The following is a 12,853-nucleotide window of genomic DNA, read 5'->3' as shown; positions in this document are numbered from 1 at the left end:
ACATCAAACGAGACTGAACCCGCAGCGGAGTGGAGGTTTATACATATGCCGAAAGTAAGGACAAAAGATTTAATTGAACAATTTCAATTGGAGTTAATCAGTGGTGAAGAAGGTATTCATCGTCCAATTGATACAAGTGATTTATCACGACCTGGAATTGAAATGGCAGGATTTTTTACATACTATCCAGCAGATCGTGTGCAGCTTCTTGGTAAAACGGAGCTTACTTTCTTTGACACGTTAACGTCAGAGCAAAAACAAGAGAGAATGAAAGCGCTTTGTACTGAGGAGACGCCATGTATTATTGTAACTCGTAATCAAGATGTACCAGATGAGTTATTACAAGCATCACGTGAATCAGGTATGCCTTTATTACGTTCTTCTCAAACGACAACGAGATTATCAAGTCGTTTAACAAACTATTTAGAAGGTAAGTTAGCACCAACAACAGCTGTGCATGGTGTGTTAGTAGATATTTACGGCGTTGGTGTTTTAATTACAGGTCAAAGTGGTGTTGGTAAAAGTGAGACAGCTCTTGAGCTTGTAAAGCGTGGTCACCGTCTTGTTGCGGATGATAGTGTAGAAATTCGTCAAGAAGATGAAGATATGTTAGTCGGAAGTTCACCAGATTTAATCGAGCATTTATTAGAAATTCGTGGTCTAGGTATTATTAACGTTATGACGTTATTCGGTGCAGGGGCAGTACGAAATTATAAGCGTATTACACTTGTTATTAATCTTGAAATTTGGGATCAAAAGAAAAATTACGATCGCTTAGGTCTTGATGAAGAGAAGATGAAAATTATTGATACAGAGCTTACGAAGATTACACTTCCAGTTCGTCCTGGTCGAAACTTGGCTGTTATTATTGAAGTAGCAGCGATGAACTTCCGTTTAAAACGTATGGGAGTCAATGCAGCACAGCAGTTCTCTGAACGATTAATGAGTGCAATTGAGTTAGGAAATCAGGAGTAAACTTTGGAGAGGGAGGTCATATACATATGCTGTTAGCTTCTGTACCACAGCTTGACCGTGTAGCTATCCAACTTGGGCCGTTTCCTGTGTATTGGTACGGGATTATTATCGGTACAGGTGTGCTATTAGGTCTTTGGCTGGCAACTCGCGAGGGAGAAAGGCTAGGTATTCCAAAAGATACATTTGTTGACCTTGTATTAATTGCAGTACCGATCGCTATTCTTTTTGCGAGAATGTACTATGTTATTTTTGAATGGGAATATTACGCACAAAATCCGAGTCAAATTATTAATATTCGTCAAGGCGGTTTGGCGATTCATGGTGGTTTAATCGGAGCTGTTATTACCGGAATTCTTTTTGCGAAGCGACGCGGGGTTTCCTTCTGGAAGTTGGCTGATATTGCTGCACCAAGTATTTTACTAGGACAAGCAATTGGCCGATGGGGAAACTTTATGAACCAAGAGGCGCATGGTGATGAAGTAACGAGACAGTTTTTAGAAGGTCTTCATTTACCGGATTTCATTATTAATCAAATGTATATTGAGGGTGTGTACTATCATCCGACGTTTTTATATGAATCATTATGGAATTTTGCAGGCGTAATTTTACTACTTGCATTAAGAAAAGTGAATTTACGTCGCGGGGAGTTATTCTTCACATATTTAATTTGGTATTCAGTAGGACGCTTCTTCGTAGAAGGCTTACGTACAGATAGTTTAATGCTAGGACCACTTCGTATTGCACAAGTAATGTCAATTGGACTTGTTGTTATTTCTATTATTTTCATTATTGTGAGACGAAAAATGGGGCAAGCTGATAAAAGGTATTTAGAAAATTAGAGACAAGTAGCATCTTATTATAAGATGCTGCTTCTTTCATATTCAGGAAGGCGAAAGGACTAAGGCGATGAGAATAAATACCGTGTTATTTGATTTAGATGGAACTTTAATTAATACAAATGAACTTATTATTTCTTCGTTTTTACATACTTTAAATACATATTATCCAAATCAATATAAGCGTGAAGATGTGTTGCCATTTATCGGTCCATCTTTGCATGATACTTTCAGCAAGATTGATGAAAGTAAGGTTGAAGAGATGATTACTAGCTATCGCAAATTTAACCATGATCATCATGATGAATTAGTAGAAGAATATGAAACTGTATATGAAACAGTTCGAGAGTTGAAGAAGCAAGGTTATAAAGTTGGTATTGTTACAACGAAAGCGAGACAAACCGTTGAGATGGGATTACAGTTGTCAAAGCTTGATGAATTTTTTGATGTTGTCGTGACAATTGATGATGTAGAGCATGTGAAACCACATCCGGAGCCACTTCAAAAAGCGCTTGAAATATTAGATGCAAAACCAGAAGAGGCATTGATGGTTGGGGATAATCATCATGATATTGTCGGTGGTCAAAATGCGGGGACGAAAACAGCTGCGGTTTCATGGACGTTGAAAGGTAGAGCGTATTTAGAGGCTTACAAGCCGGACTTTATGCTAGATAAAATGAGTGATTTGCTACCGATTTTGTCTAACATGAACCGTTCATAAAGGTCCAAGTAAGTTAGTAGAGGAGCGAGCTAAGTGCGACGGACAACGCGCTATCCTGTTTCAGGAGAAAATTCGTTATGGAATGTGTATAAAACAGTGTCTTTTTGGAAGGTAATGAAAAACTTTATTATTATCCAAATTGCGCGTTACACGCCATTTTTATCCGTAAAAAATTGGTTGTACCGCACTTTTTTACGGATGAAAGTAGGAAAGAAAACATCATTTGCGCTTATGGTAATGCCGGATATTATGTTCCCAGAAAAGATAACTGTGGGAGAGAATTCGATTATTGGCTATAACACAACGCTTTTAGCACATGAATATTTAATTCGTGAATATCGACTTGGCGAAATCGTCATTGGAAATGAAGTAATGATTGGAGCGAATGTAACAATATTACCAGGTGTGAAAATTGGAGACGGTGCGACTGTCTCAGCTGGCACACTTGTTCATAGAGATGTACCGAGCGGTGCTTTCGTAGGTGGAAATCCAATGCGTATTATTTATACGAAAGAGCAAATGACCGCAAGAGAAGGTTCATGGTGAAAATGTAACATTTCTCCTCTTTTTTTATGAATAAAAAGGAAATAATTGAGTATAATATACTGTTTTGTTTTTTACGGAATCGTTTATACTTATAGATAGAAGAATGTGTGAACGAAGAAAACAAAAAACTGGAGGATATATGGGGAAAAATCAAAGGATATATAAGGAGAACGGACAAGTTATCTCTTTTAATCAATTAGCGGACTTCTTTTATAAAAAAGGGATGAGAGCTTACAAAGGACAAAAATTGCAAGATGCAATTAAATATTTTCGAAGAGCGGCACAAAGTGAGAAGGAGCCGTTTATTTTATGTCAATTAGCATCAGTATTATCTGAGGCTGGTGAATATCAAGAATCGAATCAAATCTTCTTAAAGTTAGTTAGATCTAATCCAGAACTTGAACAGTGCTATTATTTTATTGCAAATAATTATGCATATATGGGGTTATTTCAACAGGCGAAGAAATATGCAGATCGTTATTTAGAAGTTGCAAAAGAGAAGGAATTCGTAGAAGATACATTAGAACTTCTTGAGATTATGGAAGAAGAAGCAATGGGTGCGGAAGAGATTGAAGATGAAGATGATTTAATTGTTATGCAGGAAGAAGCGAATCGCTATATTCGTAATGGACAATTGGAAGAAGCAATTGCTACATTAGAAATTGTTACGAAAGATTATCCGGAATTTTGGTCAGGTCATAATAATTTAGCCATTGCACATTTTCAATCTGGTAATGTAGACAAAGCACTGAAGTTAACAGAAATGATTTTAGAGAAAAACCCTGGTAATATACATGCGCTTTGTAATACGCTTATTTTTCTATATTCAATTGGAGAGCATAAACAAGTAGAGGCATTAGCGGGACAGCTAGTTTCGGTATATCCGATTTCATTTGAACATCGTTTGAAACTGGGAACTACACTCGCAACAATTGGTTATTTCGAGCATGCATATAAGTGGTTCAAACTATTAAAGCGTCAAGGATATGAGGGAGACGTTAGTTTTTATTATTGGTTTGCATATTCTGCGTATATGGTGAAAGACCAGCAACTAGCTGAAAAAATGTGGCAATATGTCGTGGAATTACATCCTGATAAAAAGGGAAAAGAACCGTGGAATGCGCTGAATTTAGCAGATGAAGGGCAAAATGTGTTATTTGAAGAATTACGAAAATCATTTCAGCAAAGTGCGACGCTAGAAGAACAAATGCTAGCTTTATATTTAATGAATGAATTGTCAACGCCGGAGAAGGTTGGATTCTTCTTTGATATAACGCAAGCGAAGAACGGTGTTCCCATCGTATCGCAACTTGCAAAGTACTTCTTTTTACTTAATAGTCATAAGAGTATTCCAGCTGATTTACAGCAATTTGAGCAGTGCGCGAGAATTGCGGATGCATTATACAATTATACGAAAAAAGATGATGAATTAATCGAAGAGTGTTTACACTTTTGGTTTTGTACGTTCATACGTTTATATACATCTGGAGACATATTTACAAATGTGTACGGCTGGTCAGCTGCGATTGAATACATTGTACGCGGCGAACAAGGAAATAAAATGACACAGTCGGAGCTTGGAGATGTATATAATGTATCTGTAGCGACTGTCCGAAAGTATGTGCAAGCTGTTAAGCGTACGCACACATAAGATAAGCAAATCATTGGGAAAAAAATGATGCTAACAGTATAATGAGGGTAACTTAATTGTGTAGGAATGGATAGGAGTGAATAGTGTGTCAGAAGAAAAAATTTATGATGTCGTTATTATTGGTGCAGGACCAGCTGGTATGACAGCTGCAGTATATACATCTCGTGCAAATTTAAGCACATTAATGCTTGAGCGAGGTATTCCAGGTGGCCAAATGGCAAACACGGAAGATGTAGAAAACTACCCAGGTTATGAGTCTATTTTAGGACCAGATTTATCAAATAAAATGTTTGAGCATGCGAAGAAATTTGGTGCTGAATATGCATACGGTGATGTGAAAAAAGTCATCGATGGTAAAGAATACAAAACAATTATTGCTGGTAAAAAAGAATATAAAGCACGTGCAATTATCGTTGCAAGCGGTGCAGAGTATAAAAAAATTGGTGTACCGGGTGAAACAGAACTTGGCGGCCGCGGTGTATCATATTGTGCAGTATGTGACGGAGCATTCTTTAAAGGAAAAGAGCTTATCGTAATTGGTGGCGGAGATTCTGCTGTTGAAGAGGGTGTGTTCTTAACACGCTTCGCATCAAAAGTAACGATCGTTCACCGTCGTGACACGCTTCGTGCACAGAAAATTTTACAAGACCGTGCTTTCCAAAACGAAAAAGTAGATTTCATTTGGAATCACACTATAAAAGAAATCAACGAAGCAAGTGGTAAAGTAGGAAGTGTAACACTTGTGGACGTAAATAGTGGAGAAGAGAAAGAAGTCAAAACTGACGGCGTATTTGTATACATCGGTATGTTACCTTTATCAAAACCATTTGTTGAACTAGGTATTACAAATGAAAATGGTTACCTTGAAACGAACGAGCGTATGGAAACGAAAATCCCTGGTATTTTCGCAGCTGGTGATGTTCGTGAAAAAATGCTTCGTCAAATTGTAACTGCAACAGGTGACGGTAGTATTGCAGCGCAAAGTGCACAACATTACGTAGAAGAATTATTAGAGGAATTAAAAACTGTATCAGAAAAATAAGGGATAATATACCTTGTGAGAAGAAAGCTACCGACAGGAGCTTTCTTCTTTTTTTGTGTGAAAATGTCAAAGTTTTGTCAAAAAATATAAGGATTATAAGCTTTCTTATTGATATACTGGACTTTACGGAAAAAATCACTATAAGAAATGAGGAATTTATTCAGTATGGAATGGCGTAATATATATCGTGGATTTTGTATGGGCGTTAGTGATTTAATTCCTGGTGTGAGCGGCGGTACAATCGCTGTTGTGTTAGGGATTTATGAACAATTGCTTGCGGCAATTAGTGGATTCTTTAGTCGTGAATGGAAAAAACATTTAGGATTTTTAATTCCCCTTGCAGCTGGTGTGGCAGCGGCATTTTTAACGTTAAGTCACGTTATTAAATATTTACTTGCAAATCATTATGAACCGACTCAATTTTTCTTCCTCGGTTTAATTATTAGTATATTACCGATGTTAATGAGGGAAGCTGATGCAAAGTCGTCGTTTAAAGGTAAGCACATCGTTTTATTAATAGTTGCAGCAATTCTTGTTGCGATTACAGCTTTCTTTAAACCAGATAAGGCAGCAGATCCAATTACGACTTTAACAATTTTAAATGCAATTGGTTTATTTTTCGCAGGATGGATGGCTAGTATGGCAATGCTGCTTCCTGGGATTAGTGGATCGTTTATTTTATTAATTATTGGTGTGTATCCAACAGCAATTAACGCTTTAACTACACTTAACTTACCTTTAATCGTGGTTATCGGTGCTGGTGTTATGGTTGGATTTGTTGTAAGTAGTAAAGGCATTAGTTTTTTATTAGATCGTTATAAAAGTATGACATTTGCGGCAATTATTGGACTTGTAATCGGTTCGATTGTAATTGTATTCCCTGGGATTCCGACTGGTGGATTTTCAATTATAAGTTCAATCATTACCTTTATTTTAGGATTTGCGATTGTTACTTATTTCGGTAAGAAATAAGTACTTTAATCCCCTTGGCGATAAAAAGCGTTAAGGGGATTTTTCATGCTATTCATTAAAAGTCTAAGCATTTACATTGCTTGTTATAGAAAGCTTTTTTAAAATTGCTGAGTAGCATATGCTTAGCGAAAGAGGACTGGCTCCTTCGTTGTAGCAAACTGTTTTTGATAGTATAATGAAAGAAGTATGCAGTGAGGAATTTTACTGCAAGTAGCTGAGGTGAAGAAACATGCAAAGAGTGACAAACTGTGTGTTAATTAGAGATAATGAAGTACTCTTACTCCAAAAACCTCGCCGGAATTGGTGGGTTGCACCAGGCGGGAAAATGGAGCGTGGTGAGACTGTAAGAGATTCCGTTGTTCGCGAATATCGCGAAGAAACAGGTATTTATTTGAAAAACCCAGCGTTAAAGGGGGTCTTCACCTTTGTCATCCAAGAAGGTGATAAAGTTGTTTCTGAATGGATGATGTTCTCCTTTTTAGCGACAGATTTTGCAGGAGAAAACAAACTAGAGAGCGAAGAAGGCATCATTGGTTGGCATACATTTGATAAAATTGATGATTTAGCAATGGCGCCAGGAGATTATCACATTATTGATTATTTAATTAAAGGAAATGGCATAATCTACGGTACATTTGTATATACCCCAGATTTTGAGTTGCTTTCATATCGATTAGATCCGAGTTAAACCGTCAAGGAGAGGATACGATGACAGAGAATAATGATATAAAAATGGTAATTATTACAGGGATGTCTGGAGCTGGAAAAACAGTAGCTTTACAAAGTTTTGAAGATTTAGGATATTTTTGTGTAGATAATTTACCACCGATGTTATTGCCAAAGTTTATTGAGCTTATGGCGGATTCAAAAGGGAAAATGAATAAAGTGGCACTTGGTATTGATTTACGTGGCCGAGAGTTTTTCGAACATTTATGGGGAGCACTTGATGATTTATCAGAACGTACATGGATTATTCCTCATATTTTATTTTTAGATGCGAAAGATAGTACGCTTGTAACTCGTTATAAAGAAACGAGACGTTCGCATCCACTTGCACCAACTGGTTTGCCGTTAAAGGGAATCGAAGCAGAGCGCAATTTATTAACAGATATGAAGGCACGAGCGAATATTGTGCTTGATACATCGGATTTAAAACCGAAAGAATTACGTGAAAAAATTGTTCACTTGTTCTCAACAGAAACTGAGCAAGCATTTCGTGTAAATGTTATGTCATTTGGATTTAAGTACGGTATTCCAATTGATGCAGATTTAGTATTTGATGTTCGTTTTTTACCAAATCCATATTACATTCCACACATGAAGCCATTAACAGGACTAGATGAAGAAGTTTCTTCGTATGTACTGAAATTTAATGAGACACATAAGTTTTTAGAGAAGTTGACGGATCTGATTACTTTCATGCTGCCTCATTATAAAAGAGAAGGCAAAAGTCAACTTGTAATTGCAATTGGATGTACAGGTGGACAGCATCGTTCTGTTACGCTTACAGAATACCTTGGGAAACATTTGAAACCAGAGTATAGTGTTCATGTATCTCATCGTGATGTGGAGAAGAGAAAGGGCCATTAAGGGATGAAAAAAGAGAGAAAACCTAAAATTGTCATCATGGGAGGCGGAACTGGACTCTCTGTTTTATTAAGAGGATTAAAGCAATATCCTGTTGATATTACAGCAGTTGTTACAATCGCTGATGATGGTGGTAGTTCGGGTAGATTACGTGATGAGCTAGAAATTCCACCTCCAGGTGACATCCGTAACGTACTTGTTGCGTTATCGGATGTAGAGCCACTGGTGGAAGCTTTATTTCAGCACCGTTTCACAACAGGAGACGGACTGAAAGGTCATGCGTTAGGAAATCTATTATTGGCAGGTATGACCTCGATTACAGGAGACTTTTTCCATGCAATTACGGAAACAAGTAAAGTATTAAATGTCAGAGGACGTGTATTACCAGCAGCGAATCAAAGTGCGGTACTTCATGCGGAACTTGAAGATGGAGAAATTGTAACAGGTGAATCAAAGATTCCTTATTACGGAAAGAAGATTAATCGCGTCTTTTTAACTCCAGAAGATGTAGAGCCATTGCATGAAACGTTGGCTGAGATTAAACGAGCTGATTTACTTGTTTTCGGCCCAGGAAGTTTGTATACGAGTATATTACCCAATTTAGTTGTTAACAAAATTGGAGACGCAGTTCTTGCTGCAAAGGCGAAGAAGGTATATGTATGTAACGTTATGACACAAGCGGGTGAAACGATGGGATATACTGCTTTTGATCATGTGCAGGCGTTACACGATCATTTAGGGCAACCATTTATCAATACTGCAATTGTAAATAACCGTGAGATTCCTTGTGAATTACGTAAGTTATATGATGAAGAAATGTCTACACCAGTTGTAGTGGATGAAGAACGTTTTGTTGAAAATAATATTGATGTTATTCAAGAGGGATTAGCGAAGTATGATGATCATGTTGTAAGGCATGATACGTTAAAGTTAGCTTCCATTTTATATTCATTGTTATAAATATGCGTTGCCTCGTTTGAGGTAGCGCTCCTCATTCATATAGGACAAGAATTTTGTTTCATAATAATCGTATAAGGAGGTGTTGACTGTGTCATTTGCATCAGAAACAAAGAAAGAGTTGACGAATCTTGAGATGAAGGAATGCTGTGAGAAAGCAGAATTATCAGCGTTACTTCGAATGAACGGGTCGCTTTCTTTTTCAAACCGTCGTCTATCTATCGATATTCAAACGGAAAATGCGGCAATTGCAAGAAGGATTTATACGCTTTTGAAAAAAGGATATGACGTGACGGTAGAATTACTTGTTCGTAAAAAAATGCGATTGAAGAAAAATAATGTATATATTGTGCGGCTTGTTGAGAAGTCTCGCGAAATATTAGCTGATCTTCATATTGTTCGAGATGACTTTTCATTTATTCGAAATATATCACAAGAATTAATTGAGAAGAAGTGTTGTAAACGATCGTATTTACGCGGAGCATTTTTAGCAGGTGGTTCAGTAAATAACCCAGAAACATCATCTTATCATTTAGAAATCTTTTCGTTATATAAGGAACATAATGATGCTATATGTGAACTGATGAACGGATTTGATTTAAATAGTAAGACGCTGGAGAGAAGAAAAGGGTACATTACGTATTTGAAAGAAGCAGAAAAAATTACAGAGTTTTTAAATATTATAGGTGCTCATAATGCACTTTTAAGATTTGAAGATATTCGAATCGTACGTGATATGCGTAATTCTGTAAATCGTTTAGTGAACTGCGAAACAGCTAATTTAAATAAAACAATTGGTGCAGCACTAAGGCAGATTGAAAATATTCGTTACATTGATGAGACAGTTGGTCTTGATATATTGCCGGATAAACTACAAGAGATTGCACAATTACGAAGAGATTATCAAGATGTAACATTGAAAGAGTTAGGTGAGATGGTATCCGGGGGGAAGATTAGTAAGTCGGGTATTAATCATCGTTTGCGTAAAATCGATGAAATTGCAGAGAAATTACGCGCGGGGGAAACGGTAGCAAAAAAATAAGAGGTTAAAGGGGAAATGGAGCTGTGGTTCAAAAACGAGTTCAGGTTTCATTAAAAAACGGTTTACAAGCACGTCCGGCTGCGTTGTTTGTACAAGAGGCAAATCGCTTTCATGCAGATATCTTCATCGAGAAAGATGGAAAGACAGTAAATGCAAAGAGCATAATGGGGATTATGAGCTTAGCAATTGGAACTGGGAGCATGATAACAATTACAACAGAAGGTTCAGATGCAGAAGAGGCTTTAGAAGCATTAGCTGCATATGTACAATAAAAAGCTATCGCGTATATGCGATAGCTTTTTTGTTGTCTGTGCGAATTAGCGAGGAGGGGTATTTAAGGGGTACGTGCTTGTCGAGAATTGTCGGTAAGTCGATAAGTTATGTCGAAACGTCGATATATTAAAATAATCGCCGATATAATCGGAGTTGCGTTCGATATATTTGAAAAATCGCTGATATATTTAGAGAGATACTGGATGGGGTATGTGAGCGGGGAACAATATATAAAAGAAGCGCCCAATTATAGGGCGCTTCCACTTTTAGTTGTATCCAGCTCCAGCGACCTGCGATTCTAAACGAGCCGCTTTCGCTTTTAGTTATTAACGATTTGTAAAGATTTTATCGATTAAACCGTATTCTAAAGCTTTTTCTGCTGTCATGAAGTTGTCGCGGTCTGTGTCGCGTTGTAGTACTTCAAGTGGTTGACCAGTGCGGTCAGCAAGAATTTGGTTTAGTTTTTCACGTAAGAATAGGATACGTTTTGCAGCGATTTCGATTTCAGTCGCTTGACCTTGTGCTCCGCCAAGTGGTTGGTGAATCATTACTTCACTGTTTGGAAGTGCATAACGTTTTCCTTTTTCACCTGCTGCAAGTAAGAATGCACCCATAGATGCTGCCATACCGATACAGATTGTTGATACTTGTGGTTTAATAAACTGCATTGTATCATAGATTGCCATACCTGCTGTGATAGAACCACCAGGGCTGTTGATGTAGATGTGAATATCTTTTTCTGGATCTTGAGATTCCAAGAATAAAAGCTGGGAAACGATTGAGTTAGCTACGTTGTCATCAATTGCACTACCAAGCATAATGATGCGGTCTTTTAATAGTCGAGAGTAAATATCGTAAGCGCGTTCTCCACGATTTGTTTGTTCAATTACTGTAGGAATTAAATTCATCTGTTATTTCCTCCTTATAAAGCTTTCTTAGTCTTATAATACAATTATGGTCAATAAAGGTCAAACGAAACCACTTTAAATCAAAAAAATATGTAGTTGTACCATGAAATATTCGCTATGTTTTCGAAATTCCCTGCTTATGTATCTTCAACATCATAACCGAATTACATAAATTTAAACGTTATGAAAACTGGAGAAAAAAGAAAAGAACGCCTTTTAACTGAAGCGTTCTTTCGATAATTAGTCTTTTAAAAGATAGGTTACTTTATTTAAAATCTTTTCGATTTGTTTCGCGTTTTTACTATACATTTCGCTTGCTGATTTCGACTTTGTTTCTAGGGAAAATAGTTCAAGATCAGCATGACATTTTTTTAAAGATGCTAATAATAAAGGTTTATTTTGAGGAGAAGGCATTTGGAGTTTGTCATTGTAAATGTCGATAGTAAGTTGTCCGTATGAATCCACTTGACCGAGGAAGACATTTTCAATAACAACACCGAGTTTTTCTAATTCTGAATGTAGCCAAGCGCGGTTATGTCCGCTTGCTGAAAGAGGTTCATCTAGTACATTTCCATCCATAATAACAGTTTGTGGTTCTTTCTCGTTTGGTACTTTTAAACCGATATCTTTTGCTGTAAGTGGCTGGGAATCTTTCTTTAATAATACATTTAATTCTCCGCTCGGTTCTAAGACAGCAAATTCGACTTCAGCTACGCTGAACGCACTTTTTCCACGGAGAAGTTCCAGTAATTCGTCACTCGTATATTTTTCTTTCTTTAAGTTATCTTCGAGTATCTTTCCGTCTTTTATTAATACGGTAGATTTCCCTTCAAAGAAGTCCCGAGCTGTTTTGTTCTTTAAAGAGAGGATTCCTGTTAAAAAAGGTACCACAGCGAAAATGAGTATCGCAAAGACGCCGTGAAAAAATTTTGAATCGAGCCCTGTAGATACTTGGGCAGCGATGTCACCAATCGTCATTCCGGCTATGTATTCAAAAAAGGAAAGCTGAGAGATTTGTCTTTTCCCTAACCATTTCGTAATAGCGAATAAAATAATTAATATGAATACAGAGCGAAGAATGACAAGTGTCCATTCCGGCAGGTGAGACATAGTCGTTTCCTCCAGTCTACTTAAAACCCTTTATATTGAGGTTCTTCACGTTCTAATACTGAAATTCTATCCTTTAAATCAGCGATGACGCTGTCCATTTCTAACATACATTCATGAAATACGCGTTTTGATTCTTCGTCTTGTGAATTTAATGAAAGGGAGCTTAAACTTGCTTGAGCGCCCCTTACACTAGCAAGGCAAGTTTTTACGCTAGCGATAACAGTCATATAAAC

Annotated in this window: 15 protein-coding genes; 12 read left to right on the top strand and 3 right to left on the bottom strand. The window is 37.1% G+C overall.

The annotated features are described in order from the left end of the window. The first annotated feature begins 45 nt into the window (after window positions 1-45). The 12 genes from hprK (at window position 46) to AB6801_RS13210 (ending at window position 10,601) form a co-directional block, all read left to right on the top strand. Window positions 46-975 carry an HPr(Ser) kinase/phosphatase gene (hprK, locus tag AB6801_RS13265; RefSeq protein ID WP_001127250.1) on the top strand — a complete coding sequence of 310 codons (930 nt, stop codon included), beginning with the start codon at window positions 46-48 and terminating at the stop codon, window positions 973-975. Window positions 976-1,001: 26 nt separating this feature from the next. Beyond that, window positions 1,002-1,814, top strand: coding sequence for a prolipoprotein diacylglyceryl transferase (gene lgt, locus AB6801_RS13260; protein WP_000922848.1), 813 nt, complete (start codon window positions 1,002-1,004; stop codon window positions 1,812-1,814). A gap of 67 nt (window positions 1,815-1,881) precedes the next feature. Next, on the top strand, window positions 1,882-2,532 hold the full coding sequence (ppaX, locus tag AB6801_RS13255) for a pyrophosphatase PpaX (protein ID WP_033667189.1): 651 nt from the start codon (window positions 1,882-1,884) through the stop codon (window positions 2,530-2,532). Window positions 2,533-2,565: 33 nt separating this feature from the next. Further along, entirely contained in the window at window positions 2,566-3,078 is a 513-nt protein-coding gene (locus AB6801_RS13250) for an acyltransferase (RefSeq protein ID WP_001255070.1), read from the top strand. Window positions 3,079-3,217: 139 nt separating this feature from the next. After that, window positions 3,218-4,729, top strand: a complete 1,512-nt coding sequence (locus AB6801_RS13245) for a tetratricopeptide repeat protein (RefSeq protein ID WP_000517720.1) — start codon at window positions 3,218-3,220, stop codon at window positions 4,727-4,729. Window positions 4,730-4,814: 85 nt separating this feature from the next. Then, window positions 4,815-5,771, top strand: a complete 957-nt coding sequence (gene trxB, locus AB6801_RS13240) for a thioredoxin-disulfide reductase (RefSeq protein ID WP_001288079.1) — start codon at window positions 4,815-4,817, stop codon at window positions 5,769-5,771. 165 nt (window positions 5,772-5,936) lie between these two features. Beyond that, a complete protein-coding gene (locus AB6801_RS13235) occupies window positions 5,937-6,743 on the top strand; it encodes a DUF368 domain-containing protein (protein ID WP_000455196.1) in 807 nt (268 codons plus the stop codon). A gap of 229 nt (window positions 6,744-6,972) precedes the next feature. Continuing rightward, on the top strand, window positions 6,973-7,431 hold the full coding sequence (locus AB6801_RS13230) for an NUDIX hydrolase (protein ID WP_001190080.1): 459 nt from the start codon (window positions 6,973-6,975) through the stop codon (window positions 7,429-7,431). A gap of 20 nt (window positions 7,432-7,451) precedes the next feature. Beyond that, window positions 7,452-8,333 carry an RNase adapter RapZ gene (gene rapZ / locus AB6801_RS13225; protein ID WP_000138459.1) on the top strand — a complete coding sequence of 294 codons (882 nt, stop codon included), beginning with the start codon at window positions 7,452-7,454 and terminating at the stop codon, window positions 8,331-8,333. Window positions 8,334-8,336: 3 nt separating this feature from the next. Next, window positions 8,337-9,290 carry a gluconeogenesis factor YvcK family protein gene (locus tag AB6801_RS13220; protein WP_000712186.1) on the top strand — a complete coding sequence of 318 codons (954 nt, stop codon included), beginning with the start codon at window positions 8,337-8,339 and terminating at the stop codon, window positions 9,288-9,290. Window positions 9,291-9,378: 88 nt separating this feature from the next. Further along, complete coding sequence (gene whiA, locus AB6801_RS13215) at window positions 9,379-10,329, top strand: DNA-binding protein WhiA (RefSeq protein ID WP_000006560.1); 951 nt, start codon at window positions 9,379-9,381, stop codon at window positions 10,327-10,329. A 23-nt stretch (window positions 10,330-10,352) separates the two neighbouring features. Then, a complete protein-coding gene (locus tag AB6801_RS13210; RefSeq protein WP_000250307.1) occupies window positions 10,353-10,601 on the top strand; it encodes an HPr family phosphocarrier protein in 249 nt (82 codons plus the stop codon). A 327-nt stretch (window positions 10,602-10,928) separates the two neighbouring features. On the opposite strand, the gene clpP is transcribed toward AB6801_RS13210, so the two are convergent. The 3 genes from clpP to AB6801_RS13195 form a co-directional block, all read right to left on the bottom strand. Next, entirely contained in the window at window positions 10,929-11,510 is a 582-nt protein-coding gene (clpP, locus tag AB6801_RS13205; RefSeq protein WP_001049162.1) for an ATP-dependent Clp endopeptidase proteolytic subunit ClpP, read from the bottom strand. 240 nt (window positions 11,511-11,750) lie between these two features. Beyond that, a complete protein-coding gene (locus tag AB6801_RS13200) occupies window positions 11,751-12,620 on the bottom strand; it encodes a DUF421 domain-containing protein (RefSeq protein ID WP_000018924.1) in 870 nt (289 codons plus the stop codon). A gap of 20 nt (window positions 12,621-12,640) precedes the next feature. Further along, entirely contained in the window at window positions 12,641-12,847 is a 207-nt protein-coding gene (locus AB6801_RS13195; RefSeq protein ID WP_000215909.1) for a DUF1657 domain-containing protein, read from the bottom strand. Window positions 12,848-12,853 lie beyond the last annotated feature (6 nt).

Source organism: Bacillus sp. RCC_6_1 (assembly GCF_041360755.1).
GTDB classification, from domain to species: domain Bacteria; phylum Bacillota; class Bacilli; order Bacillales; family Bacillaceae_G; genus Bacillus_A; species Bacillus_A cereus.
The sequence above is the reverse complement of the archived record's forward strand: the minus strand, read 5'-3'. Positions and strand labels throughout refer to the sequence as shown.

Bases quoted from the DNA above. Each gene is read 5' to 3' on its own strand.
- clpP (WP_001049162.1), bottom strand. From the start codon at position 11,510: ATGAATTTAATTCCTACAGTAATTGAACAAACAAATCGTGGAGAACGC.
- AB6801_RS13230 (WP_001190080.1), top strand. From the start codon at position 6,973: ATGCAAAGAGTGACAAACTGTGTGTTAATTAGAGATAATGAAGTACTC.
- ppaX (WP_033667189.1), top strand. From the start codon at position 1,882: ATGAGAATAAATACCGTGTTATTTGATTTAGATGGAACTTTAATTAAT.
- AB6801_RS13195 (WP_000215909.1), bottom strand. From the start codon at position 12,847: ATGACTGTTATCGCTAGCGTAAAAACTTGCCTTGCTAGTGTAAGGGGC.
- hprK (WP_001127250.1), top strand. From the start codon at position 46: ATGCCGAAAGTAAGGACAAAAGATTTAATTGAACAATTTCAATTGGAG.
- AB6801_RS13200 (WP_000018924.1), bottom strand. From the start codon at position 12,620: ATGTCTCACCTGCCGGAATGGACACTTGTCATTCTTCGCTCTGTATTC.
- AB6801_RS13220 (WP_000712186.1), top strand. From the start codon at position 8,337: ATGAAAAAAGAGAGAAAACCTAAAATTGTCATCATGGGAGGCGGAACT.
- AB6801_RS13245 (WP_000517720.1), top strand. From the start codon at position 3,218: ATGGGGAAAAATCAAAGGATATATAAGGAGAACGGACAAGTTATCTCT.
- AB6801_RS13235 (WP_000455196.1), top strand. From the start codon at position 5,937: ATGGAATGGCGTAATATATATCGTGGATTTTGTATGGGCGTTAGTGAT.
- lgt (WP_000922848.1), top strand. From the start codon at position 1,002: ATGCTGTTAGCTTCTGTACCACAGCTTGACCGTGTAGCTATCCAACTT.
- rapZ (WP_000138459.1), top strand. From the start codon at position 7,452: ATGACAGAGAATAATGATATAAAAATGGTAATTATTACAGGGATGTCT.